Below are 25,997 nucleotides of genomic sequence, written 5' to 3' on the forward strand. Positions count from 1 at the left end.
TAGCTTGAGTAAAAAATTGATCTTTTTTTGCATGTCTTTTTAATCAACTTTAACTCTTACCCCTTCACTATGACTACTAAACTCAGGTGCATACATACTTTGTATAGTGGTAATACCATTAGAGAAATCACCTTTGTTATTTACACGTAGATCATACTCAAAAACATAGACTCCTTTTGGTAAATAGTCAAAGAAGAAATTAGTCGCCGCATCTTTAGTACTTTCGTAATAGCCTAAGCCATCTTGCCATTTGTATTGCGATAAGACATTTATGGGTTCAAATCCTGACGCACGCATATCTTTCATATGAACAAATTCCATCGCTCGGTCTGCACGTAATTCTATACGAACGCGAACCAAATCACCTAAATTTAGATTGGTATTAGCATTAATTTCAGATAGTTCTTCACCTTTGTCTGTGTTCTTTTTTAAGAAGAGTTTCTTCTTTAATTTCAAAGGTGTTTCTGCTGAGGTAATTCTATCTAAATCTTCAAAATACTGCCAGTACAAAGCACCCCAAGCAATACCATCTGACTTTTTAGATAGTTTAACTTCAGCCATTTCTGGTTGTATTTCATTGCCTTTCCATGACGTTTTAAAGTAACCTGTGCCAGCTTCTACTTTTGTATCCTCTAAAGCTAGCGGATCAATTTTTTGGTTGCCGATTTTCACATCAACAAAGTCATTAACTTCTAACCAATCTGATCCTTGTAATAGTAAAGCATATACCGCTTCAGTTGTGGCTTTGGTAGTTTTCCATCTATTGGTTTGCTTATTTTTTAATAACCAAACTTTCAATTCATCCACTACCTTGGCGTCACCAGAAATTTCACTAAATGCTTCAATCAATAAAGCTTGCGTTTCAATTGGCGCTTGATACCAATACCAGCTAGCTGTATTTTCCTTCCAATACATACCTAGCTCTTCGCTGGTTATTGAACTTTCTTTTAAAGAAGCTAGAATCTTCTCAGCAACAGCATCGTCATTTCTTTTGGAAATCAAAGCAATCATACCTTTGGTATATAGGTTTCTATCTAACCAGAATGTATAAGCCTGATTTGTATAGTAATCGACTGCCATTTGAACGTTATCGTTCATGGTAATGTCTTTATAAAAACTACGCATGTACAAATATTGAATCTGATAATTGCCTGTATGATTTTGTTTCCAAAATTCGGCTTCTTTTTTAGCACCTTCAGTTTTGTTTTTTGCGCTTTCGCGGATGCGTTTTGCCTGTTTTTCTAGCTTGTGGTAGTCTTCTAAAATTTCATCGTCTAAAAATTTCACTGCTTTTTGAAGCATAGACTTCTCTTCTGCGCTCGAAGTGATACCGAGCTTATTTAAATGACCAAAACCAGAAGCAATATGTTGAGTGATATATCTGTTTGGATAACGAGCCCCTTTAAACCACGGAAAACCACCATTGCTCATTTGCATTTGTTTCAACTTTCGTAAAGCTGAAGATAATTCATTATTCATTTTGTTCAAATCGAATAATAAGGCAATACGTTTTTTCTGCTCCGTTTCAGATTGCGCATCACGAACCCAAGGTGTTTCTTGAATAATTAATGACTTCAATTCTTGGTTCTTTTCCAGGTTAGAAAGCAAAGCATCACTCGTCTTCCATTGATTAAATACTTCCTGAATTCTAGGGTTTGAATTTGCAATATAGCTACCCAAAGCATTCGCATAATATCTAGAGAATGTTTGCTCAGCACACTCATATGGATATTCCATTAAATAGGGCAGTGCCTGTACCGCATACCATGCAGGATTAGAAGTAACTTCCAACGTTAAATTATGATTCTTCAACGTAGTTGAGGTATTATTCTTCAACTTATCTAAGGTGAATGTTTTTGTTTGTCCTGAATGCAACCACATAGGTAATGTTTCGGTCACCAACATTCTGTTGGATAATACAGGTAAAGCATTTTCTTCACCATCTGTAAAGTCACCTGCTTTGGCAACAATCTTATATTTTACCGCTTGAACATCATCAGGTATTTGTAAATTCCAGCTAACATTTGCATTTCCTTTAGCGTCAACAGTAAAAGATTTTTGATTTTTAGTATTGTCCAGTTTACTGTCAATAGGTTTATTCGTCAAAGCATCATACAACTGTAATTCGCTTACTCCACTTAAATTCTTATCAGATAGATTCGCAATTTTTGAAACAAAAACTATACGATCTCCTTCCCTAAAAAACCGTGGCGGGTTTGGTAATACCATCAAGTCTTTCTGCGTAACAGCTGATAATTGTTGTGTTGCTGTTTGTAGGTCTTTGGTGTGTGCTAATAACTGTAACTTCCACTTTGTCAAACTTTCAGGAATCGTAAAATTAAAACTCAAATTGCCCTTTGTATCGGTTGTTAAATGTGGGTAGAAAAAAGCAGTTTCTTGTAGGTTTTTACGTGCTACAATACCTTTTAAATTTGCTTTATTAGCTTCAATTTGAGAAGCTTCTTTAGAATTTGCTAATGATTCAATTCCAGCAGCTTCTGCTTCAACTGCTTCATCAGCCATTGCTTCGACTTGAATTGCTTCTGGTTTAGACACACTTTTTAGCTCAAGCCTATCTCTTTTTTGCTCGCCAGCAACTCCAGTTATTACAACTTCCTCTAGTGCCCCATCAGTTTTAAAATATGCTCTGTTTTCTCGAAAACTAAAACCAAACCAATTCAATCTATCATACCTCTGTCTAGTAAAGCTTGAATGTAAATTATTGAGATTCTGAATTCTAAAATTAGCAATACCAAAACTATGATTAGCGTTGCTTCTATTATACGAATAATAATATCTATAGTTAATTGGATTGATACCCCATTGATGAGCTCTAAATTGATCTAAAGAAGCATCATACATCGATGCCAAAATTTCGGCAGCAACTTGATCACCTTTGGAGCCTTTGATTTTAAAACTCCATGTTTCATCTTGCCCAGGTTGTAATTTGTCTCTAAACGTAGAAGTTTCTATCTGTAATTCATGCTTTGGATATGGTACACTAATAGTTAATGTACCACCAACAAATGAATTGTGATTTACAAAGTGGTAATTGATGGCAAAGCCGCCAAAGTCCTTTTCTTTGACAGGTATTGTAATCGATTTAATATCATCTGATAACTGAATGATCTTGGTATCAACAATACTATAATTTTTTTCTACAGTTAAGGTAACAGTAACATCTTTTGAAGCAGAACCCAAGCGGATTTTTACAAACTCATTTGGTTTGTATTCAGCTTTGTCTGTTTTGATAAAGAATAATTGATTGTCGGCTACTTTTTTGTCGTATTTACTAAATGCATCAAAGCGTTGTTCATCTCGAACTTCTTGATCGAATTTATCTTTGCAAACAAACTCAGCAACGTATTTGCCTGAAATCCATTTTGAGATATTTTTTAAAGTAACTTCTTTTGATTTTTCAGTATCTACTTCGGTTTCAAAAACCAATTCGCCTTTTTCCCAAAATTGTGGATTATCTTCAACATCATAAGCATCATTCGGAAATAGTTTGTTGAATTCATCTTTAGAAATATCCTGATAATCTGGAGCTTGCCAAGGACGAGATCTTAGTACATTTTTAGGAACGGTCAGTTTATATATTTTAAGAACACCTTTTGTAGGAACAAATTCTCCATTCAAGTTATTTGTGTTAACTGTAATCGTATGTTCCTTTTTTGATTTATCTAATTTTTCCATTATGGAAATAGAAGCAGTTAAAGCATGATACCCAACATTTACAATCGTTTCTGCACTTCGTGTTTCTCCATTAATATCAGTTACATCTGCTATCACTTTATAATTAAAAGTTGGTTGCGTTGACGGACTTACTTTTAAATTGGGAATCGCTTTAAACGTTATACTGAAATTACCTGATGCGTCTGTGACGCTTTCACCATGTGTGATTTCCTGACTTTCTGATGAAATTTGAGGTCTATAATACCAATACCATTTTGGGTATTGTGCAGTGCGATATACACGATACACTACTTTAGCATCAGTAATATTACTTCCGGCGAAAGCCTTTGCGAATCCGTTTACAGTAACACTATCGTTTAGTTTATAAGTCTCTGTTACTGGTTTAAATTCGGTTTCAAACTTTGGGCGCTTGTATTCCTCTACAGAGAAATACGTACTTCCATTCATATTTCTATTAAATAAGCCACTGTTACCTTGTGCTTCAATGTGAAAATTACCAGTTAAACCAGAATTTGGCAGTACAAACTCACCGCTAAACGATCCAAATTCATTTGTTTTAAAATCAAGTGTTTTTATATCTTGATAGTTTACATCTTTCAAGGTGACCTTTACATTTTTGCCTTCAATCACATTCGATTTATTAGCTTTCTTTGCTAGAGCAATTCCTTTAAAGTGTACTGTTTGCCCTGGGCGATAAATACTACGATCAGTAAATAGAAAAACTTGTGCTTGTGTTGAATTATCGTATTTAGGCTTGTACCCTTTATTTAGATAATAATCACCAAAAATAGCCTTGTCTTTATTGTGAGTTATAGTGGCTACTATATTGCTATAGCGCTGACCTACGGTAAAAGATACTTGTCCTTTTTTATCAGTTACTAAAGTGTTTTCGTAAAACTTATTATACCTACCTGTATTGTAATTTTTTATATGAACTGTGGCGCCTTGAATTGGTTTTCCGGTAGTTCTATTTACTACTTGGTAAATATATTTTCCAGAAATTTTATTTTCAATCAAAGCCAAATCTGTAGCTTGTAAGAAGCTGTAAGAGAAAGTTTGATCTTTGTTAAGATCTTGTGACGTTGATGCTAAAATTAGGTATTGGCCTTGATCTAATTCTGGAACAACTACTTCTGTTTTATGATTTTGATAATCTCCTTCATTGCGAAGTTTTGCTTCCCAGTTTTTGACTTCTTTTAGTTTGTTGATAAAAGCAACTTTAGCGGAATCATTATAAATCTCGTTCAGTTTTCTTAGTTGCTTTTGATCAATTTCTAGTGTTTTAAAATACAGTTGATCTGTGTTTTTATAACTCACCAGCAAGCGTGAAGGTTTACCAATGGAAACAAATTTTTCATTGGTAATTTGTAATGCTTTATTAAGAATTTGCTGTTTTAAAGATGCACACTTTTTAGCTCCAGATGATTTCGGAAATTTAGTAATAGCTGTATCACAAATTTCTAATGCTTCTTTGTTATTCCAACGATGTGTTTCGTTTTCAGTTGGAACATATGTATTTGCTTGTTGATGTAAGGCTAGCCCAATTCTATAGGCTATTTCTGTAGATACTTCATGGTTTTTATGTTTTTCAAAAAGAACTCTTAGGGTAGTTAGATATACATCTTCTTTATCGTTAAAAATTGCATTCGTTTTTACAAAATCTAGCCTGCCCAAGGTAAGATCAACCAAGGCAGCTGGGTCATTATCTTTAGAATGTAATAAGGTTAGATTTTTATAAAGTTTTAAGGCATGTAATTGTTGTGAAAGACTATCCTTAGCACTTAATTGTTCTTTAATAAATGCTGTATTATCACCTAATAATTTTGGATTGTCAATTTCGAACTTATAGGCTGGTCTTTGTAAATTTCTTTCATTGGTTTTATATAAGTTAATAGCTCTATGTGCTAAAAAATCATAGAGTGTTGGTCTGTACTTTTGTGAATCTTTTTGTAGCGTTAATATTTCGCTGTACTGATTAAGGTTCGTTTGTTGCAACAACAAAGCATTCTCTAATGATTTTTGATAATATGTATGGGTTTCTTCTAATAGAGCCTGTAGGTCCCATGTCCTAAAATCATTTGGGTCAACTTTCTCAGCTGTATTGGTTCGATTGTAGAATTTCCATCTGTTTTGCTGAAAATATTGCCAGTACAGATCAGCTAAAATACTCTCTAAAATATTCTTTGTAGGATAAGAATTTTCAGTTATTTCTTGTTTTAACTGATTGATTACTTTTAATTGAGCATCCTCTTCTAGTGTTAATGCAAATTTTGATTTATAGAGTAAACTCTTAATGATCTGCGGATGATTCTTTTTTTTCTTTGCTTTTTTATAGATCTTTTCAACTTCCGCTAAAGCAGATTTTGGCAATCCTTTTAATTCAAATTGCTCAACTTTTTTCCATTGATCTTCACAAGCGTCATACTTGTTAGATTGTCCAAAAGAAATAGTTGAAAAGAGGATGATCATTAAAATAGTTGAGATTGATTTTTGCATAACATATTTTTTATTCTACTCAAATTACTTTTAAATAAACACCAAAAACAATCAAAAATGAGGGAATGGTCTGTATTTATAAGTAAAAGATGCATTTGGTTGAGTTTGTTTAAACCGTCATTTCGAGTTTTCTGATTATATCAGAAAGTATCGAGAAAAAGGTTTTCATTCTAAATTGTTTGTTTTCGATACAAAATTCTTGAAAAGAATTTCACTCAAACTGACACAATTTTTGATTGTTTAATTCCATTTAAAGATACCGATTTTATTGTGTTCTGATTTTGTATTTTTACACGTCTAATTATAGTCAATGAATATACATTTTATTGCCATTGGAGGTGCTGCCATGCACAACCTAGCATTAGCTTTACACCAAAAAGGATACCAAATTACGGGTAGTGATGATACAATTCATGACCCTTCAAAATCACGTTTAGATGCTAAAGGCTTATTACCTGAAGAATTCGGATGGTTTCCTGAAAAAATAACCAAAGATTTAGATGCTATTATTTTAGGAATGCACGCTAAAGCGGACAACCCTGAGTTGTTAAAAGCGAAAGAATTAGGACTGAAGATTTATTCGTATCCTGAATTTTTATATGAACAATCAAAGGATAAAACCCGTGTCGTTATTGGTGGTTCTCATGGTAAAACTTCTATTACTTCTATGATTTTACATGTATTACATTATCATGAAAAGAATGTTGATTATATGGTAGGGGCACAGTTAGAGGGTTTTGACACCATGGTACACCTTACTGAAGATAATGAATTCATTGTTTTAGAAGGTGATGAGTACTTAAGCTCACCGATTGATAGACGCCCTAAGTTTCATTTATACAAGCCTAATATTGCTTTGTTAAGTGGTATTGCTTGGGATCATATCAATGTGTTTCCCACTTATGAAAATTATGTAGAGCAGTTTAAAATATTTATAGATTCTATTACCAATGGTGGAGCAATGGTTTATAATGAAGAAGATGCTGAGGTGAAGAGAGTGGTAGAGGAAAGTGCAAATCATATTAAGCGATATCCATATCAAACACCGGAATTCACTATTGAAAATGGAACAACTTTTTTAGACACTTCTGATGGTAAATTGCCATTGGAAATTTTTGGCAAACATAATTTACAGAATCTGGCAGGAGCTAAATGGATTTGTCAACACATGGGTATTGATGAGGATGATTTTTATGAAGCCATTGCCACTTTTAAAGGAGCGAGCAAACGTTTAGAGAAGATTGCTGAAAATAGAGCAACCGTAGCTTTTAAAGACTTTGCACATTCGCCAAGTAAGGTTGAAGCAACTGCTAAAGCAGTTAAAGAACAGTATAAGGATCGAACCGTATTGGCTTGTTTAGAATTACATACCTATAGTAGTTTAAATGCCGAGTTTTTAAAAGAATACAAAGGTGCATTGGACACAGCTGATAAAGCTGTGGTATTCTACTCACCTCATGCAGTTGAGATAAAAAAACTAGAAAAAGTAACTGCGGAACAAATTGCTAATGCTTTTGAACGAGATGACCTTATAATTTATACAGATTCTGAAGCATTTAAAGATTTTTTATTTTCTCAAAATTTAAAAAATACGGCTTTGCTACTTATGAGTTCTGGTAATTATGGTGGATTGAATTTTGATGAGGTGGTAAATCTGATTAATTAGATTTGTCATGCTGAAGATGTAATCCTGAGCGCAATCGAAGGACTAATTAAGTATCTCATTAAAGTAGTGGATTCCTGCTTTCGCAGGAATGACAAAAAAGAATGTCATTCTAAGGAGGTGAAGAATTTATTCTAAATGGTCATTGCGAGTGAAACGAAGTTGAGCGTGGCAATCTCACTATTTTTAGCAGACAGCCACATCCTGATTGTTTAGGGTTCGTAGTAATGTTTACTCTCTTAATCTTCACTAACTTTTAAAACAAGTTTTCCTAGTTTTTCTCCTGTAAATAAACGTAAAAAGGTGTCGTAAAAATTTTCGATACCTTCATACACATCTTCTTTAGATTTTAACTTGCCTTGCATCATCCATTGCCCCATTTGCATGGCTGCTTTTTGGTAATCTTTGGCATAATCAAAAACAACCATTCCTTTCATAGAAGCTCTACTAACTAATAAAGACAAATAATTTGATGGTCCTTTTACAGGAGTTGTATTGTTGTATTGAGATATAGCTCCACAAATTACAACTCTGGCGTGCATTGCTAATTTGCTTAAGGCTAGCTCTAAAATATCGCCACCTACATTATCAAAATAGACATCAATCCCTTTAGGGAAGTATTCTTTAAGTTTAGTAGCTATATTATCATTTTTATAATCAATAGCGGCATCAAACCCAAGTTCTTCAACAAGGTACTTGCATTTTTCCGCCCCGCCTGCAATACCTACTACATTACAATTTTTGATCTTAGCTATTTGACCTACAATACTACCAACTGCCCCAGCAGCACCCGACACAAAAACATGATCACCTTCTTTTAATTCGCCAACTTCTAAGATGCCGAAATAAGCTGTCATACCAGTCATACCTAATGTGCCTGTATAAATAGGTAAAGGAGCTAGGTTAGGATCAACCTTATGATAGCCTTTTCCATTTGAAACCACATACTGTTGTACTCCAGTTTGTCCGTATACAAAATCACCGACTTTAAAATCTGAATTATTTGATTCAATCACTTTTCCAACACCGCCAGCTCGCATTACTTCATCAATTTGTACTGGTGGAATATAAGAGCGCCTATCGTCTAACCAACCGCGCATGGCAGGATCTAAAGAAATATATTCACATTGAATAAGAAACTCTCCCTCACCAGGTTTTGGAATACTGGTTTCAACTAATTGCCAAGTATCTTTTTCAGGAAGCCCTTTGGGTCTTATTTTTAATAAAATTTGTTTGTTTAGTTTCATGATTCTAAGGTTTTATACTCCAAATTGTCTTAAGTGATGATCTAAATGTTTATACTGCATTTTCCCCCATTGTTCTTTGGTAAAATGTCCAAATGCTGGATGCGGCCCCCAATCGTTTTTTTCTCGCTGTGAGCCAAATTCACCCAACAATTCCTTCAGTTGAACCTTTTCTTTGTCAAAATCTTTTGATTCTTTAGCTCTTAGGATAGGAACAGTAGGTAAATTTTTCTTCCAAGGTTTATCATTGTGAAATGATTTTTTAAACAAAATCCTCAAAAACCAATTTGGTTTTAAACCATAGTCATTCTTTCCAAGTATAATGTTTAACGGGCCTTGTGTATGCCAAAGCATTTGCCCGACATCCATTTTACCCCATAAGGGTTTAGTTTCTGGCGAGAGTTTTTCTATTCGCTGATTAATTTCTACGAAAGCGTTATCATTAAAAAGTGATTTCATAGTAAAAAGATTCTATTCTTGATATCCAAATCTACGAAGTTGATTTTTATTTGATCGCCAGTCTTTGTTAACTTTTACATAAAGTTCTAAGTAGATTTTTTTGTCAAAAAATTTCTCTAAATCTTTTCTAGCTTCAGCTCCAACTCGCTTTAAAGCAGAGCCCTTATGACCAATTATAATACCTTTTTGAGAATCACGTTCAACCATAATAACTGAACGAATCTTAATAATCTTGTCTTCTTCAAAAAATTCCTCGGTTTCTATTTCCACTGAATAAGGTATCTCTTTTTTATAGTGCATTAATATTTTCTCACGAATAGCTTCATTAACAAAAAACCGTTCAGGTTTATCCGTTAATTGATCTTTAGGGTAAAAAGCAGGTGATTCTGGTAGTAACTCAACGATCCTGTTAAAGATGTTTTGAATATTAAAATTTTCTAACGCCGAAATAGGATATACTTCAGCATTGGGCACTTTTTCTTGCCAGTATTCAACCTGTTCTACTAATTTTTCTTGAGTGGTTTTGTCTATTTTATTCAACAATAATAAAACAGGTATTTTGGTATTTGTTATTTTATTAAAAAAAGCTTCATCCTTTAATGCTTTTTCGCCAATCTCAACCATATAAACTAGAACATCTGCATCTTCGAAAGCTGACTTTACAAAATCCATCATCGAAGATTGTAATTCATATGCAGGTTTTATAATTCCAGGTGTATCTGAAAATAGAATTTGAAAATCATCACCATTAACAATACCTAAAATTCTATGGCGAGTTGTTTGCGCTTTAGACGTAATAATTGATAACCGTTCACCCACAAAAGCATTCATAAGTGTAGATTTTCCCACATTAGGATTACCAATAATATTTACATAACCAGCCTTGTGTTTCATACTACAAAAGTACGGTTTTAAATTAGGGTTAATCCTAGAATTAGATATAAAATCAATGCAATGCTTCCACCTATAAGAGCATAAGGTAATTGCGTTTTTACATGATCTATATGATCACTTGCAGATGCCATTGATGAAATAATAGACGTATCTGAAATGGGTGAACAATGATCACCGAAAATTCCTCCACCCAGCGTAGCTGCAATCACTAATGTTAAAGGTGCATTGTGAATTTCAGCCATAGGAATAGAAATTGCTAACATAATAGCAAAAGTTCCCCATGAGGTTCCGGTGGAGAAGGCAATAAATGAACTTATAACAAATATAACTGCCGGTAAAAAGCTTGGTGATAGCCAATCTTTAGACCAATTAGCAACGAACTCTCCAGTTCCTAAAGCTTTACAAGCATCACCTATTGCAAATGCGAAAAGCATTAATAATGCTAATGGCATCAACTCACTAATACCTTTTAAAGTAATATCAACCATTTCTTTGGTTCTGATAATTCCTTGAATTTTATACAATACAAATGAAACAATGATAGCTGTAATAACAGCATATAAAACTGCTGAAGACCCTGAACCTTGGCTAATGGATTGAAATAAATGATCAGAAAATGAAGAATAACTTACTACTTCATTCCACCCTGTGTAAGCTAAATAAACAGGCATTAAAAAGACCATTGTTGCTAAAGGGATAATCATATTTCTAGCTTTAGCAGGAATGCCTTCTTTTGGCTCTAAAGAGGTTACTGTATCTGATAACATAGGTTTAGACCCATCGTTCATTAACTTACCCGTTTCTTTTGTTCGTTTCTCAGCTTTAGCCATAAGACCAATATCCTTTTTAAAAACGATGGTTAAAAACAAGATAAGGATTGCTAGAATAGGATAGAAATTATACTTAATCGAAGACAACAATAATCCAAACGGATTTTCTAATCCTTGAGTCAATAATAATCCCATTATAAATGCACCCCAAGCATTAAAAGGTATTAGTATTGAAGTAGGTGCTGAACTTGAGTCGGCAATATATGCTAATTTTTCTCTTGGAATTTTAAGTTTGTCAAATACAGGACGAAACAATGTACCAACCGTTAATGAACTAATTGTAGTTTCTACAAAAAGTAAAACGCCAGTTAGTAATGCTAATAACTGAATAACAACTCTACTATAACCAGCTTCCTTTTTTTCAAAGTATTGAATGACTTTATTTAGTTTAAGGATGAACCCTTCCACACCTCTTGAGTATTGAATCAATAATAGTAATGCTCCAACTAAAGCACTAAAAATAATAGTTCTTGTATTTCCTGCTGATTTAAAAACATTTACCATTGCTTCTATAGCTGATAGTGTTCCAGTAAAGAAATTCCAGTCATTAATGATAATCCATGCAAACCAAATTCCAAATAATAAAGAAATGTATACTTGTTTTGTTCTAAGTGCTAAAATAATTGCAACAATAGGAGGGAGAATAGATAGGAAACCGTAATTATCCATAAATATATTTGAAAAGCTAAAGATATTAAAAAAGAAAGTGTGGTGTAGAAATAAAAAGCCTCTTGAAAAATCAAGAGGCTTTCTTTGTAGCGGGAACTGGACTCGAACCAGTGACCTTCGGGTTATGAGCCCGACGAGCTACCTACTGCTCTATCCCGCGATTTTGAGGTGCAAATATACACATATTTAGCAATCTAATACAAGTTTTTGGTTAAAAAAGAAAGCCAAACACCAAGGGCATTTGACTTTCAGCTATTTGAATTAGTAAATTTTAAAGTTTAGCCATTCATTGAGACAATAAACTCATCATTATTTTGAGTGTACTTAATCTTTTCACTAATAAATTCCATGGCTTCAACTGGGTTCATGTCTGCTAAATATTTACGCATAACCCACATACGTTGAACTGTTTTTTCATCTAATAATAGGTCATCTCTACGAGTGCTCGACTTAACAAGGTCAACAGCAGGATAAATCCTTCTGTTAGAAATGTTTCTGTCTAATTGTAATTCCATATTACCAGTTCCTTTAAATTCTTCGAAGATTACTTCATCCATTTTAGAACCAGTATCGGTTAATGCAGTAGCAATAATTGACAACGAGCCCCCATTTTCAATTTTTCTAGCTGCTCCGAAGAAACGTTTTGGCTTGTGTAATGCGTTAGCATCTATACCACCAGATAAGATTTTACCTGAAGCAGGAGCTACGGTGTTATAAGCTCTAGCCAATCTAGTAATTGAATCTAATAAAACAACTACATCATGCCCACACTCTACTAATCGTTTTGCTTTTTCTAAAACAATATTAGCAACCCTTACATGCTTTTCAGCCGGTTCATCAAAAGTTGAAGCAACAACTTCTCCTTTTACATTACGTTGCATATCCGTTACCTCTTCTGGACGTTCATCTATCAATAAAACAATCTGATAAACTTCTGGATGATTTGCTGCAATAGCATTTGCAATGTCTTTTAATAACATTGTTTTACCAGTCTTTGGCTGAGATACGATCATACCTCTTTGCCCTTTTCCTATTGGAGAGAATAAATCTATTATTCGCGTAGAAATTGAACTTCCTTTTTCTGCTAAGTTGAATTTTTCTTTAGGAAATAAAGGTGTTAAGTGTTCAAAAGCAACACGATCTCTAACTATACTAGGATTTAATCCATTTATTAACGAAACTCTTATTAACGGGAAATATTTTTCACCTTCTTTTGGAGGTCGAACATTACCACGAACAGTATCACCGGTCTTTAAACCAAATAACTTTATCTGCGATTGAGACACATAAATGTCATCAGGCGAACTTAAATAGTTATAATCTGACGATCGTAAGAAACCATACCCATCAGGCATTATCTCTAATACCCCTTCACTTTCTATAATACCATCAAATTCAAAATCAGGATCACGATACTTACCATGACGCTTACCATTGTTACCTTTTTGATGCTGATTTCGATTATCTTTTTTAGGATTAGGGCTGTTACTACGATTATTTTGAGGGTGTCGGTTATTCTCTTTTTTAGCTTCAGGAGCTTTTGGTGTTTCTTTTTGAACTACTGCTTCAGGCTCTTTTTCTTTGCTCTCAATAGCTTTAGGTTGTTCAATTTTTTTAGGAGTGTTTTCCTCAGGTTTTCGTGTTATACGCTTGCGCTGAGGTTTTTGTTTTTTCGGTTCATCAGTTCTTTGCGTTGGGCTTGTGGCTTGTACATCTAAAATCTGATAAACTAGATCTAACTTTTTTAATTGACGAAACTTTGGTACACCTATTTTTTCTGCAATTTCCTGTAATTCAGGAAGCTTTTTTTCTTTTAGGGCTTCAATTTCAAACATTCGAATGTAAATGAGGTTAGTAATAAAGGAGTTATCCTTGTTAAATTTTAATTGATAAATTAAATTGGTTTGAGCTTATTTTGATATCTTGTAAAGAAGTTATTTCTACAAAGATGGTGCAAGTATACAAATTAATTTTATAAAACAAAGTTTATTTCTTAAAAAGATTCCTTTATTTTTGTGCTCGAAATTCATAAAAATGATTCAGCGTATACAAACATTATATTTGTTAATTGCTGCCATAATTTCTGGTGGATTAATATTTGTATTTTCTTTATGGAAGCAAATAGAGCAAGAAATATTTGCGCTAGATTTGTTTTCTAACAGTGATGTGTTATTAAAAATTATACCCGTATTGTTTATTGTTTCGGCTATAATGTCTTTAATAGCTATTATAATGTTTAATAATAGAAAATTACAATTTGCGTTGAATAGAATTAATATTTTGATCAATCTTTTTTTATTAGGAATATTGTTATACTATTTGCTAATATTACCTGGAGAGATAGAAATCTCTGAGAAGGGTATTGGGGTTTTTCTACCTATAGTAAGTGTTTTTCTATTAGTTTTTGCTAATAGAGCAATACAAAAGGATGAAAATCTCGTAAAATCTGTAGATAGATTGCGATAATTTCTAACATCTTAGTTATATTGTGTGTAAGGCTGCTTTTTAAAAAGCAGCCTTTTTAATTGAATAGTTTTGGTATAAAAAATAAAGACCCTGCAAAGCAAGGTCTTTAAAATTTTGCAGAAAATCATGGAAAACCATGATTTTGAAAAATACCTATAGTCTCTATTGACTGGTATACTTTCTTGCAATACATTTGGAGTAGTAATTGTCGCTAAACATTTATTATACACTCCTGTAATAAGGGGAGAAAGGAAGGGGAGAAAGGTGAGAAGTGAAAAGCTAATAAATTAGCATCTACAAAAGCTTCTCGCCTTACTATTAATAGGAGTTTCCTATCTCTTAGGCTAAATTAGAAAATTATTTAACTTCTACAACTTCAAATGCTATTTTTTTAACAAAAAGATATTTATCTAATTATCAGCAATTTAAATAGAGGAGATGTAAATTTTATTAACAATTTCTTGCGGTTATTAACAATTTTTCATTTAATTTACAGTATCAAAAGGAAAAAAACTAGTGGTTTCTGGGTAGAAACTCATGGTTTTCCATGAATTTAAAAAATACCCATTTTCCCTATTGTTTTCTGTTGAGCACAAAGATATTTTTGATTCATATTTTAAGTTTGAATCAAAAAAGACTTAATTATAACTCTAAATAATTTAATAACTCTAAAAACTCCCTTTATCATGAGAAAAGCATTACTCTTATTGAGTATGGTTTTTGTGTTCGCTGCATTTACCAACGTAGACAATCATAAAATTATACTTAAAGATATAGATGGTACTTTATTGCAATCGTATGCAGTAATAGATACAGAACAAAATACAATTACTTTTACCGTAGATGCTAACACTACAGTTTCTTCATCTGTTATAGATGGTGAATTTAAAATATTTTTAATTGAGAATGGCAATTCAAATGAAAGTACAACACATACTTTAAACATGTCTAAGGTAAATGCAGTAGCATTTAATAACTATTTTGAGTCTAGTTACGATATTGCATCTCAGAATAATTATTTAGCATTAGTTGCCAAAAAGAAACCTTATAGAATATTTTAAAAAATACTTAATTTTCTTTTAAAAATCCGAAAGCTTAGCTTTCGGATTTTTTTATTAATATTATACAATATATAATACTAATTTCTGTTTGTATGTTATACATATTTAATATAAAATGGAGAATTTATTAGATAGTAAAATTACTGTTCACATTGCTGATGACCATCAGATTTTAATTGATGGTGTAATGGCTGTTTTGGAATTAGAGCCTGACATAAATGTTGTGGGATACTCATTGAACGGTAATCAAGTTTTGGATTGGTTTCATGAACATAGTGCTGATGTTTTGGTGTTAGATATTAATATGCCTGAATTGGATGGTATAGAAGTACTAAAACAATTTGCTTCTTTTGATGACGTGCCTCATGTAGTTATTTTATCAAGCTATGATGATATAAAATTAGTTAAAGAAGTATTAGGTATGGGAGCCAAAGGATTTGTGCCCAAGAAATCAGCAGGAGAGCATATTGTTAAAGCTATACGTAAAGTATTTAATAATGAACAGTATTTTAGTGACGATATTAAAGAGAAGATGATGAAAACTTTAATTGGTAAACCGATGGGTGATAATGATAATCCTGAAGGTGTTTTAATCAACTCATTAACAAGGCGCGAATTTCAAATTCTTAAACTAATCGCTCAGCAATACACTACAAAGGAAATGAGTGAATCTTTGAATATCAGTGAAAGTACCGTTGAAACACACCGTAAAAATTTGATACGTAAAGTAAATGTAAAGAATAGTGTTGGTTTGGCTATCTTTGCTATGAAAAACCAAATAGTTTAGTTTCATTTATTTAAAATGAAGTTTTCTTTTAGTACATTTTTAATTATAATAATAACATTTTTCTATCTGGATTGCTTTTCTCAGAATAGTGAAGAGTTAAAGAACCATATTGATAATAAACTCATAAGAATAGATAAATTATTACATGATAGTAATTTCAACCTAGCATTAGTTAAACTGGAAGAGTTAGAATCTTACAAAGGTTATATTTCTCAGAAAGAAAATAAATATGAAACTGATTTTAGAAAAGCCAAGGCATATATAGGTTTAAAAAAACAAGAGCTTGCCATTAACTTGTTATTAAACGGTATTGATGACTTCGATAAAACACCTGAATATTCAAGCTTTAGAATAAAATACTCCAAACTTATAGGTGTTATTTTCCAAAAAGCAAGCAATCCGAATAAGGCATTAACTTATTTTGAAAAGTCTTTAGAAAGTGCTAAGTATTTAAACGATACAATAAACATTATTAATTCATATTGGTCTATTAGTCAGGCTGAATATGAAAGAGATAATTTGGAGAACGCTAATAATATTCTTAAAAAAATAATATTATTTCCTCAAAATAAGGAAAATAGAGATATAATCTCTAAAAGTTATAACAGTCTGTCTGTAATATCATCAGAACAAGATAGTTTGAATTTGGCGCAATTTTATAGTGAAAAAGCTTTGTCTATAAAAGAATCTTTGAATGATACTATAGAAATAGCTATAGCTACTTTGAATCTGAGTAATATTTATTATGATAAGGAGAATTACCATAATGCAAAAGAAAGCTATTTAAATGCATATAATAAAGTAAAAGATATTGATTCCGAAAGGGCTACGAAAGTAAAAGAATTTGCACTTTATAATCTTGCATTTACAAATGAAATGTTAAAAGATTATGAAAAAGCATACCATTATTTAGAAAAAGCAAAAAATTTAACTGATAGTATAGCTGAAGCCAAAGTAACTCAGAATATATCAGAAATTGAAGCTAAATATAATGTTGCTAAGGAAGCTCAAAAAGCGGAAGAAGAAAAGTCAAAACGCTTACAAGCACAGGCAATGTTTTATGGTACCGCTTTAGCTTTTATTGCTTTGTTGGCATTGGCTTATATTTTTTATAGAAATTATAGGTTAAAACAGCAAACGAAGCTCGATCAAATTGAAAATGAATCTCAGACTAAGATTATTAATGCTACCATAGATGCTAAGGAAAAAGAACGTAAGGCCATTGCAGAAACGTTGCATGATAGTGTTAGCGCATTGTTGTCTTCTGCGAATTTGCATCTACAAGCTACTAAAGCACAACTAAAAAAGCAAGCGCCGCATGAGGTTACAAAAGCTCAAAGTATAGTAAATGAGGCGTCAGTAAAAATACGTGATTTATCGCATGAGCTTATTTCTTCTGTACTTCTTAAATTTGGTTTAGCTTTTGCAGTTCATGATATGTGTCAGAAATATTCAAACTCCGAAATTACATTGCATAGCGATGATGATGGTATTAAACGTTATCACCAAGATTTTGAAATTAAGATTCATAATATCATTGAAGAGCTAGTCAACAATATTTTGAAGCATAGTAAAGCTGCTAATGCGACTATTATGTTAGCTCATAGAGAAAATGATATGCTTAGTGTTAGAATTAGTGATGATGGTGTTGGGTTTAACCCTAGATCAGTTAGAGGGAAAGACGGCCTAGGCCTTAGTCATATAGAAGCACGTATTAAGGTAATGAAAGGTGTTTTTAATATAGTGTCCTCAAAAAACAACGGTACAAACATCTTTATATTAGTTCCCATTCAGCATAAAGAAAATACAATATCAGCTTAACCTCTTTTTGCTAATTCTATTACTTCTAAATCTTTTATTTCTTTTTCATCAATTACAAATCGTAGCATAGTACGGATTTGATGAAGTCCATGTTTACCGACAGCACCAGGGTTCATATGTAGTAAATCCATTTTTTTATCTCTCATTACTTTAAGAATATGAGAATGCCCACAGATATAAAGATCTGGGGTATTGTTTGATAATTCTTCTTTAACTCTAGCATAATACCTTCCAGGATAACCACCAATGTGAGTCATGAAAACAGAAACCCCCTCAATTTGAAACTTTTGGTCTAAAGGAAATTCTGCTCTAATGGTTTTATTATCTATATTTCCATATACTGCACGCAATGGTTTTAATTCTTTTATAGCATCTGTTACTCTAGAATCGCCAATATCACCGGCATGCCAAACTTCATCTGCTTGTTTTACAAATTTTAGAATTTTATTATCAATAAAACTATGAGTATCCGATAAGAGTAAGATTCTCTTCAATATTTAGTATAGATTTAAGATTTCTAGTAAGTCGATTTTATATCTTTGCTTTGGTCAAAAGTAAAACTTCTTGAGGTATTTTATTGAACTTTCTTATAATGGTAAAAATTATCATGGTTGGCAAATACAACCAAATGCTAGTTCGGTACAAGAAACTATACAAAAAGCATTATCTAATATTTTAAGACAAGAACTATCTATTGTTGGTGCAGGCAGAACAGATGCAGGAGTTCATGCGTCTCAATTATTCGCTCATTTTGATGTTGTAAACGAAATTAATATCCTTGAAGTTAAAAATAGACTCAATGCATTTTTACCTGATGATATAGTGATTCAAGAAGTTTTTATAGTTGGTGATGAAGCACATACGCGCTTTGATGCAACTAGTAGAAGTTATGAATACAGAATTTATTTAGGAAGAAATCCTTTTTTTGTTGAAACTACTTGGCAATTATATAATCAAGAGTTGTCTATAGAAAAGATGAACGAAGCGGCCAATATTTTATTAGATTATACTAACTTTAAATGTTTTTCGAAATCTAAAACAGATGTTAATACCTATAATTGTAAGATTACGAATGCAATTTGGAAACAGGAGGGGAATAATCTTACCTTCTATATAACCGCAGATAGATTTTTAAGAAATATGGTTCGTGCAATTGTAGGAACTCTAATAGATGTGGGGTTAGGTAAGAAAGCTTTAGAAGATTTTATAAATATTATTGAAAGTAAAGATAGAACAAAAGCAGGTTTTTCAGTACCAGCTCAAGGATTGTTCTTAACCAAAATAGAATATCCTAAAGAATTATTAATAAATAGGAAAAGGATAAATGTCTAAAAAAGTAACGGGAAAGGTTTTTGATTATCTATTATTTAAACGATTAATGCAATATGCTAAGAATTATCGTTTACACTTTTTTATTGCAGCCTTTTCAGTAATAGTGGGCGCCTTATTAGCCGCCATAAACCCTATTCTTATAAAAGAAATTGTTAATACATTTTTAGCAAATAAAGACCCTAAAGGGTTATTTAATTATGCTATGCTAATGGTGTTGGTTCTTACCTCGATGGTTCTATTCCAATTCCTGTTTATCTATTTCGCCAACTGGTTGGGTCAGAATATTATTAAAGATATAAGAACACAGTTGTTTGATTATATGTTGCATTTTAAGATGCAATATTTTAATACCTCACCGGTAGGTAAGCTAGTAACTAGAGTGGTATCAGATATTGAAACTATTGCTAGTATTTTTGCACAGGGTCTTTTCATGATCATTAGCGACTTACTAAAAATGATTGTTATTTCTGGAGTAATGATTTGGATGAATTGGCGATTGGCTTTAATTGCTTTTGTGGCTTTGCCTATTTTAGTTTATGCGACAAAGATTTTTCAGAAGGCGATGAAATCTGCTTTTACAGATGTTAGAAATCAGGTTTCTAATCTGAATAGTTTTGTACAAGAACGTGTTACGGGAATGAAAATAGTACAGCTATTTACACGAGAGAAAATTGAATACGAATCTTTTAAAGATATTAATGATAAACATAAAAAGGCATGGATAAGAACTATTTGGTATAATTCTATATTTTTTCCTATTGCAGAGATAATTCCATCTATAGTTATAGGTTTAATTGTTTGGTTTGGAGGGTTAAGAATTGCTGTTGACGTTTCTGTATCTGCAGGAGAAATTATAGCTTTTATTATGATGAGCCAATCATTATTTAGACCACTACGCCAGATTGCTGATAAATTTAATACTTTACAGATGGGTATGGTAGCAGCAGATAGAGTGTTTACTATTTTAGATGAAAAAGTACAGGAAGTAGATTCAGGCAAAGTAGAAACTAAAGCAATTGATGGGGTTATCGATTTTAAGAATGTTCATTTCAGTTATATAAAAGATGAACCTGTTTTAAAAGGAATTTCATTTAATGTTAATAAAGGAGAAACGGTAGCGGTTGTAGGCGCGACTGGCGCGGGTAAATCTACTATTATTAATCTGTTAAATAGATTTTATGATATTGATAATGGTCAGATTTGTATAGATAGCATTCCTGTAAAAGAATATAGCTTGAATTCATTGAGAGATGAAATTGCTGTAGTATTGCAGGATGTATTTTTATTTTCTGATACTATTTATAATAATATCACTCTTAACAATAAAGATATTTCGTTAGAAAAAGTTCAAGAAGCGGCCAAGATTATTGGTGTGCATGATTTTATAATGAGCTTACCAAATAATTATCACTATAATGTAAAAGAGCGTGGTGTTATGCTCTCATCGGGTCAAAGGCAACTAATTGCTTTTTTGAGAGCATATGTTAGTAATCCGAGTATTTTGGTGTTAGATGAAGCAACTTCTTCAATTGATTCACAATCTGAAAAATTGATTCAAAAGGCAACGAATAAAATTACAAAAGGAAGAACTTCTATTGTAATAGCGCACCGTTTGGCTACTATTAAGAAAGCCGATAAGATTATAGTTATGGAAAAGGGAGAGATTGTAGAACAAGGAACACACAAAGAGCTCTTAAAACAAAAAGGATACTACAGTAAATTGTATGAAATTCAATTTGCTACCGCTTTAGCAAGTTAATCTTATTCTAAATCTTTTTTGATGATTTCAATCAATTTTTCTGGATTTTCGAACAGAACAAATTCTCCATTTTTAATATAAGAAATTTGACCAGTTTCTTCAGAAACCACCAAAGCCAAAGCATCAGTTCTCATAGTGATACTTAAAGCCGCTCTATGGCGTAAACCAAAACGGGCAGGTACATCTAGTGTATTATCAATTGGTAAAACAACACGTGTTGCGGTAATAATATTATCTTCAATTATAATAGCTCCATCATGTAAAGGGCTATTTTTATAAAAGATACTTTTTAATAATGGTTTGTTAAGTTCAGCATTCATTTTATCGCCAGATTGCTTTACAAATTCTAGATTACTATTACGTTCTATAATAATTAAAGCACCGGTATAACTATTCGCCATGTCTTCGCATGAGCGAACAATTTTTTCTACATCAGTAATTACAAAATCATCTGATTTCAAAAAATTCAATTGTTTCATAAATCCTCTTCGGGAAGCAAAATTAGTAGAGCCTACCATCAATAAGAACTTACGAATTTCCTGTTGAAAAACGATAATCATGGCAATAAAACCAACACCTAAGAATTTACCTAAAATATCACTTAGAAGTTCCATTTTTAGAACTTCGGTAAGTTTCCAGATCAAATAAATGATAGCGATTCCTAAAAAAATATTAATTGCAACAGTACCCCTAATTAGCTTATAAACGTAGTAGAGGAGTAATGCAACTAAAATGATATCGACGATATCTAAAATACGAAAGTTTAAAAAATCAAGTGCGTCCAAGCGTTTGGTTTTTGTAAATGTACTAATAATTTATAGTTATTTACAAGCACTAATTTTTTTACTTATCGACCAATTTATTAAGATTATTTTTCAGGTTCTTTTTCAGAAATTAATTGAGGATATTTCTCTTTTATGTTATCAATTTGAGATTTTAGAATCTGATTCGTCTTATCTTTTTTATAGGAATTTTCAAGTTCAGTAAATGTTTTTCCATATAGTGAGAATGCTAGCTTATTCCTAAGTTCATTATATGCAGTATTTATTTCGTTTTGTACTGAAACATACGTTCCGTAAGACGTATTTCTACTAGATTCTAATTCAATAATCGCTTTTGTAGGATGATCGGAAGATTCTATATTTTTATCACCATTACACCAATCACAAATATTCCCTTTTGCGTCATTTCTTGCCCCGTTATCTATAAAATCGAGTACAATTTTCTTTAATTCTTTAAGTTCTATTTTTTGAGAATTTTCAACCAAAATTTCATTATTGGTATTGAGTGAAATTTCTAAGACATTTCGTTCATTTGTTGGTAATGATTCTATTCTTTTATTGTCAGGAAGTCTTTTTAAGATTCCTATGTCATTGTTCATAGTTGTTGTTACTAGAAAAAATATCAATAATAAAAATGCGATATCTGCCATAGAACCCGCATTGATTTCTGGAGATGGATGATTACTCATAATATAAAAGTTAAGATGAGTTTAATAATCCTCAAAAACAATGCCGAGTGACCTATTTAATAGTAGCTTCTACTATTTTGACCGTTTCGATAGCCTCTTTCACATCATGAACTCTTAAGATGTTGGTGCCATTTAAAAGTGCAATTGTGTTGGCAGAAGTTGTTGCATTTATAGCATTTTCAGGAGTAGTTTCTAAGACCTTATAAAGCATTGATTTTCGAGAAACACCTGTTAAGATAGGCAGCTCTAAAGATTTAAATAGATCTAAATTATTAAGTAATTTGTAATTATGTTCTATAGTTTTACCAAAACCAAAACCAACATCAATTATAATGTCATTCACTTTTAAATCTCTTAATTCACTCATTTTTTTAGAAAAATAGTAATACAACTCATGTACAATATCTTTATAAACAGGTTCTAGCTGCATGTTCTGTGGTGTGCCTTGCATATGCATGATTATATAAGGCACTTGCAGTTCTGAAATTGTTTTAAACATATTTATATCCATTGACCCTGCAGATATATCGTTGACCATACAAGCGCCAATTTCAATACACTTTTTTGCAACCATACTTCTAAACGTGTCAATAGAAATTAAAATCTCTGGAAATTCTCTTACTAATAACTCAATGATTGGGATTATCCTTTTTAACTCTTCATCCTCATTAATATGAGTTGCATTTGGCCTTGAAGAATAAGCACCAACATCTATAAAAGTAGCACCTTCATGTAACATTTTTTCCGTTTGAACGAGGATACTTTCATCGCCATTATATTTTCCACCGTCATAAAAAGAATCTGGTGTAATATTCAAAATGCCCATTACTTTAGGTGATGATAAATCAATGAGTTTTCCTTTACAGTTGATAGTCAGAGACATTCACTAAATTTTTTGAAAAAAATTAACAATTGTAATCTTAAATTTTTATATATTTGTCTATTCTCTCTATTCTTCATGAGAGTATTATAAATGTTTAGCGACATATAATTGTTAAAGGCTACTGAAAAGTAGCCTTTTTTATTTACTAGTAATTTTGTTTACAACCTTCGAAATTTTAGGAGCCGTATAATTATTCATTTGAAGAATAAGATCTTCAATAGAGTCACTAACCAAAAGCATATTTCTGTTGGTTTGTTTTAAAAAGCCTTCATCAACCATAATATCTAATTGCTTTATAAGATGATCAAAAAATCGATTTGTATTTAATAAACCAACAGGCTTATTTTCTATACCAAGCTGCCCTAGGGTAAGTGCTTCAAAAATTTCATCTAATGTTCCAAAACCTCCGGCTAAAGCAATATATCCATCAGCCATTTTGCTAATACTAACTTTACGTTCACTCATAGTTTTAGTGATGATCATTTCTGTAACACTATCATTAATAACTTCTTCATGACGTAACAGATCTGGTATTACTCCATATACTTTGCCTCCATTTTCAATGATGGTATTAGAAAGAATACCCATCAAACCAATTTTTCCACCTCCGTAAACTAAATCTATTGAGTTGTTTACAAAGTATAGCCCTACCTTTATGGTTTCTTCTTTATAGATGTTTGAAAATCCTACGCTTGAGCCACAGAAAATTGCAATTTTTTTCACTTAAAAATGAATTGGTTAGTCTTGTAAAAATACATATTTACACAAGAATATATGGTTTGTTTTTTATAAATTCGTTCGGTAATTTAAAGATAGTTAGATGCATAAAACAACTGAGCAATATGATGAGGTAATTAATAAATGTAGAGCACTTTTTGTGAATAAGATGAAAGATTATGGTAGTGCTTGGCGTATACTAAGATTACCGTCATTAACAGATCAAATTTTTATAAAAGCTCAGAGAATTAGACAATTACAAGAGAACACAACTAGAAAGGTAGATGAAGACGAGATACCTGAGTTTATAGGTATTATTAATTATTCTGTAATGGCCCTAATTCAATTAGAAAAAGGAATTGTAGAACAGCCAGATTTAAATGTGAAACAAGCTACCAAATTATATGATAGTCATATTGAACAAACGAAATCTTTAATGCTAGATAAGAATCATGATTATGGAGAAGCTTGGAGAGACATGCGCATAAGTTCTTTAACAGATTTAATCTTACAAAAGTTACTTCGCGTAAAACAAATTGAAGATAATAAGGGTAAGACTATAGTTTCAGAAGGTATCGATGCTAATTACCAAGATATGATCAATTATGCTGTTTTTGCTTTGATTTTAATGAATGAAAACGAAGATTAATATGAAGATTTTAGTATTTATAGCCCGAATTTTTGTTGCAATAACATTTATATTTTCTGGCTTTGTAAAGTTGGTTGATCCGCTGGGGTCACAATATAAATTTGAGGAATACTTCGGAGCTGATGTCTTAAACCTTGAATTTTTAATTCCTTATGCTTTACCGTTTTCGATAGTACTTATTATAGCCGAAATTGTGTTAGGTGTTATGTTATTGGTTGGATTTAAACCAAAATTTACAGTTTGGAGTTTATTCGCACTAACACTTATTTTCTTATTTCTAACATGGTATTCGGCATACTACAATAAGGTAACAGATTGTGGTTGTTTTGGTGATGCAATTACCTTAACACCTTGGGAAACATTTTATAAAAATATTCTGTTAATACTATTAATTGTTTTATTGGTCTTTAAAATCAATTTTATAAAACCTTTTTTTAGTAAGCCAATTACAAAAGGTATAACTTTCGGTAGTCTGTTTATCTTTTTATTTATTACTTATTATGTTCTTACACATTTACCTATTATTGATTTTAGGGCTTACGCTGTTGGGAAGAATATACCTGACGGAAAGATTATTCCTGATGGAGCTAAAAAAGATGTTTATAAAGATATTTGGATTTATAATGTTAATGGTGAAGACAAAGAATTTTCTACCGAAGAAAAACCTTGGGAAATTGAAGGTTCCACTTTCGTGGATAGAAAAACGACACTAATTGAAAAAGGTTACGAACCACCAATTCATGATTTTACTATGGAAAAGGATGGAGAAGACTTAACCGAACAATTAATGCAGAAGGAGAAATTAATGCTAGTGGTTATGTATAATGTTGCTAAGTCTGATGCTCAAGGATTAAGAAAAGTAAAAGAGATTACCACAGAAGCTATGCAACAAGGTTACGACGTATACGGTTTTACAGCATCTACTAAAGAAGATTTTGAGCAGATCAAGAAAGAATATGATTTTGATTTTGATCAATTATTCTGTGACGAAACCGCTATTAAAACTGTGATTCGTGCCAACCCAGGAATCGTAACTATTAATAAAGGTACCATTACAGGAAAATGGAATGCAAATGATGCCAATAAAGTAAAACTGTAAT

Annotated in this window: 20 protein-coding genes and 1 tRNA gene; 9 read left to right on the top strand and 12 right to left on the bottom strand. The window is 32.0% G+C overall.

Features of this window, described 5'->3' with window-relative positions; translation table 11 throughout:
* Positions 1–39 precede the first annotated feature (39 nt).
* Complete coding sequence (locus tag AC3IF2_RS01545) at positions 40–6,192, bottom strand: alpha-2-macroglobulin family protein (RefSeq protein ID WP_489165251.1); 6,153 nt, start codon at positions 6,190–6,192, stop codon at positions 40–42.
* Positions 6,193–6,502: 310 nt separating this feature from the next.
* Between AC3IF2_RS01545 and AC3IF2_RS01550 the strand changes: the two genes are divergently transcribed.
* Positions 6,503–7,858, top strand: coding sequence for a UDP-N-acetylmuramate--L-alanine ligase (locus AC3IF2_RS01550; protein WP_489165252.1), 1,356 nt, complete (start codon positions 6,503–6,505; stop codon positions 7,856–7,858).
* 236 nt (positions 7,859–8,094) lie between these two features.
* Here the strand turns inward: AC3IF2_RS01550 and AC3IF2_RS01555 are convergent, their stop codons facing one another.
* The 6 genes from AC3IF2_RS01555 to rho form a co-directional block, all read right to left on the bottom strand.
* Entirely contained in the window at positions 8,095–9,102 is a 1,008-nt protein-coding gene (locus AC3IF2_RS01555; RefSeq protein WP_489165253.1) for an NADP-dependent oxidoreductase, read from the bottom strand.
* Positions 9,103–9,114: 12 nt separating this feature from the next.
* On the bottom strand, positions 9,115–9,558 hold the full coding sequence (locus AC3IF2_RS01560) for a DUF1569 domain-containing protein (protein WP_489165254.1): 444 nt from the start codon (positions 9,556–9,558) through the stop codon (positions 9,115–9,117).
* A gap of 12 nt (positions 9,559–9,570) precedes the next feature.
* Positions 9,571–10,452, bottom strand: a complete 882-nt coding sequence (gene era, locus AC3IF2_RS01565; protein ID WP_489165255.1) for a GTPase Era — start codon at positions 10,450–10,452, stop codon at positions 9,571–9,573.
* A gap of 17 nt (positions 10,453–10,469) precedes the next feature.
* On the bottom strand, positions 10,470–11,951 hold the full coding sequence (locus AC3IF2_RS01570) for a Na+/H+ antiporter NhaC family protein (protein WP_489165256.1): 1,482 nt from the start codon (positions 11,949–11,951) through the stop codon (positions 10,470–10,472).
* Between the two features lie 87 nt (positions 11,952–12,038).
* Positions 12,039–12,111: transfer RNA gene (locus tag AC3IF2_RS01575), tRNA-Met, on the bottom strand.
* A gap of 118 nt (positions 12,112–12,229) precedes the next feature.
* Complete coding sequence (rho, locus tag AC3IF2_RS01580) at positions 12,230–13,786, bottom strand: transcription termination factor Rho (RefSeq protein ID WP_489165257.1); 1,557 nt, start codon at positions 13,784–13,786, stop codon at positions 12,230–12,232.
* 199 nt (positions 13,787–13,985) lie between these two features.
* Between rho and AC3IF2_RS01585 the strand changes: the two genes are divergently transcribed.
* From AC3IF2_RS01585 to AC3IF2_RS01600, 4 genes are all read left to right on the top strand, one after another.
* A complete protein-coding gene (locus tag AC3IF2_RS01585; protein WP_489165258.1) occupies positions 13,986–14,417 on the top strand; it encodes a DUF4293 domain-containing protein in 432 nt (143 codons plus the stop codon).
* A 686-nt stretch (positions 14,418–15,103) separates the two neighbouring features.
* Positions 15,104–15,478 carry a hypothetical protein gene (locus tag AC3IF2_RS01590; RefSeq protein ID WP_489165259.1) on the top strand — a complete coding sequence of 125 codons (375 nt, stop codon included), beginning with the start codon at positions 15,104–15,106 and terminating at the stop codon, positions 15,476–15,478.
* Between the two features lie 115 nt (positions 15,479–15,593).
* Complete coding sequence (locus AC3IF2_RS01595; RefSeq protein ID WP_489165260.1) at positions 15,594–16,265, top strand: response regulator; 672 nt, start codon at positions 15,594–15,596, stop codon at positions 16,263–16,265.
* 15 nt (positions 16,266–16,280) lie between these two features.
* Positions 16,281–18,086: a tetratricopeptide repeat-containing sensor histidine kinase gene (locus AC3IF2_RS01600; RefSeq protein ID WP_489165261.1), complete on the top strand. Its 1,806-nt coding sequence runs from the start codon at positions 16,281–16,283 to the stop codon at positions 18,084–18,086.
* Here the strand turns inward: AC3IF2_RS01600 and AC3IF2_RS01605 are convergent.
* Positions 18,083–18,580 (bottom strand): metallophosphoesterase family protein, encoded by a 498-nt coding sequence (locus tag AC3IF2_RS01605; protein ID WP_489165262.1) that lies wholly within the window; start codon positions 18,578–18,580, stop codon positions 18,083–18,085. The genes AC3IF2_RS01600 and AC3IF2_RS01605 overlap by 4 nt on opposite strands.
* 70 nt (positions 18,581–18,650) lie before the next feature.
* On the opposite strand from AC3IF2_RS01605, the gene truA reads away from it, so the two are divergent.
* Both truA and AC3IF2_RS01615 read left to right on the top strand, forming a co-directional pair.
* The gene (truA, locus tag AC3IF2_RS01610) at positions 18,651–19,418 is read left to right on the top strand and encodes a tRNA pseudouridine(38-40) synthase TruA (protein ID WP_489165263.1); all 768 of its coding nucleotides are present in this window, start codon (positions 18,651–18,653) and stop codon (positions 19,416–19,418) included.
* Positions 19,411–21,177: an ABC transporter ATP-binding protein gene (locus AC3IF2_RS01615; RefSeq protein ID WP_489165264.1), complete on the top strand. Its 1,767-nt coding sequence runs from the start codon at positions 19,411–19,413 to the stop codon at positions 21,175–21,177. The genes truA and AC3IF2_RS01615 overlap by 8 nt, the downstream gene beginning before the upstream one ends.
* A gap of 2 nt (positions 21,178–21,179) precedes the next feature.
* On the opposite strand, the gene AC3IF2_RS01620 is transcribed toward AC3IF2_RS01615, so the two are convergent.
* The 4 genes from AC3IF2_RS01620 to AC3IF2_RS01635 all read right to left on the bottom strand — a co-directional run bounded on the left by AC3IF2_RS01620 (position 21,180) and on the right by AC3IF2_RS01635 (position 24,254).
* Complete coding sequence (locus tag AC3IF2_RS01620; RefSeq protein ID WP_489165265.1) at positions 21,180–21,962, bottom strand: diadenylate cyclase; 783 nt, start codon at positions 21,960–21,962, stop codon at positions 21,180–21,182.
* Between the two features lie 83 nt (positions 21,963–22,045).
* The gene (locus tag AC3IF2_RS01625) at positions 22,046–22,648 is read right to left on the bottom strand and encodes an ExbD/TolR family protein (protein ID WP_489165266.1); all 603 of its coding nucleotides are present in this window, start codon (positions 22,646–22,648) and stop codon (positions 22,046–22,048) included.
* A 52-nt stretch (positions 22,649–22,700) separates the two neighbouring features.
* Positions 22,701–23,525 carry a dihydropteroate synthase gene (folP, locus tag AC3IF2_RS01630; RefSeq protein ID WP_489166900.1) on the bottom strand — a complete coding sequence of 275 codons (825 nt, stop codon included), beginning with the start codon at positions 23,523–23,525 and terminating at the stop codon, positions 22,701–22,703.
* 144 nt (positions 23,526–23,669) lie between these two features.
* On the bottom strand, positions 23,670–24,254 hold the full coding sequence (locus AC3IF2_RS01635) for an LOG family protein (RefSeq protein ID WP_489165267.1): 585 nt from the start codon (positions 24,252–24,254) through the stop codon (positions 23,670–23,672).
* A 97-nt stretch (positions 24,255–24,351) separates the two neighbouring features.
* On the opposite strand from AC3IF2_RS01635, the gene AC3IF2_RS01640 reads away from it, so the two are divergent.
* Entirely contained in the window at positions 24,352–24,897 is a 546-nt protein-coding gene (locus tag AC3IF2_RS01640; protein ID WP_489165268.1) for a DUF1599 domain-containing protein, read from the top strand.
* Entirely contained in the window at positions 24,881–25,996 is a 1,116-nt protein-coding gene (locus AC3IF2_RS01645; RefSeq protein ID WP_489165269.1) for a BT_3928 family protein, read from the top strand. Before AC3IF2_RS01640 ends, AC3IF2_RS01645 begins: the two co-directional genes overlap by 17 nt.
* Position 25,997 lies beyond the last annotated feature (1 nt).

Source organism: Maritimimonas rapanae (assembly GCF_057837205.1).

What these genes read in the sequence shown, in the direction of transcription:
- AC3IF2_RS01560 (WP_489165254.1), bottom strand. Translation starts at nt 9,558, where the DNA reads ATGAAATCACTTTTTAATGATAACGCTTTCGTAGAAATTAATCAGCGA.
- AC3IF2_RS01585 (WP_489165258.1), top strand. Translation starts at nt 13,986, where the DNA reads ATGATTCAGCGTATACAAACATTATATTTGTTAATTGCTGCCATAATT.
- AC3IF2_RS01615 (WP_489165264.1), top strand. Translation starts at nt 19,411, where the DNA reads ATGTCTAAAAAAGTAACGGGAAAGGTTTTTGATTATCTATTATTTAAA.
- AC3IF2_RS01590 (WP_489165259.1), top strand. Translation starts at nt 15,104, where the DNA reads ATGAGAAAAGCATTACTCTTATTGAGTATGGTTTTTGTGTTCGCTGCA.
- rho (WP_489165257.1), bottom strand. Translation starts at nt 13,786, where the DNA reads ATGTTTGAAATTGAAGCCCTAAAAGAAAAAAAGCTTCCTGAATTACAG.
- AC3IF2_RS01550 (WP_489165252.1), top strand. Translation starts at nt 6,503, where the DNA reads ATGAATATACATTTTATTGCCATTGGAGGTGCTGCCATGCACAACCTA.
- AC3IF2_RS01570 (WP_489165256.1), bottom strand. Translation starts at nt 11,951, where the DNA reads ATGGATAATTACGGTTTCCTATCTATTCTCCCTCCTATTGTTGCAATT.
- AC3IF2_RS01595 (WP_489165260.1), top strand. Translation starts at nt 15,594, where the DNA reads ATGGAGAATTTATTAGATAGTAAAATTACTGTTCACATTGCTGATGAC.
- AC3IF2_RS01555 (WP_489165253.1), bottom strand. Translation starts at nt 9,102, where the DNA reads ATGAAACTAAACAAACAAATTTTATTAAAAATAAGACCCAAAGGGCTT.
- AC3IF2_RS01600 (WP_489165261.1), top strand. Translation starts at nt 16,281, where the DNA reads ATGAAGTTTTCTTTTAGTACATTTTTAATTATAATAATAACATTTTTC.
- AC3IF2_RS01545 (WP_489165251.1), bottom strand. Translation starts at nt 6,192, where the DNA reads ATGCAAAAATCAATCTCAACTATTTTAATGATCATCCTCTTTTCAACT.
- era (WP_489165255.1), bottom strand. Translation starts at nt 10,452, where the DNA reads ATGAAACACAAGGCTGGTTATGTAAATATTATTGGTAATCCTAATGTG.
- AC3IF2_RS01625 (WP_489165266.1), bottom strand. Translation starts at nt 22,648, where the DNA reads ATGAGTAATCATCCATCTCCAGAAATCAATGCGGGTTCTATGGCAGAT.
- AC3IF2_RS01645 (WP_489165269.1), top strand. Translation starts at nt 24,881, where the DNA reads ATGAAAACGAAGATTAATATGAAGATTTTAGTATTTATAGCCCGAATT.
- AC3IF2_RS01640 (WP_489165268.1), top strand. Translation starts at nt 24,352, where the DNA reads ATGCATAAAACAACTGAGCAATATGATGAGGTAATTAATAAATGTAGA.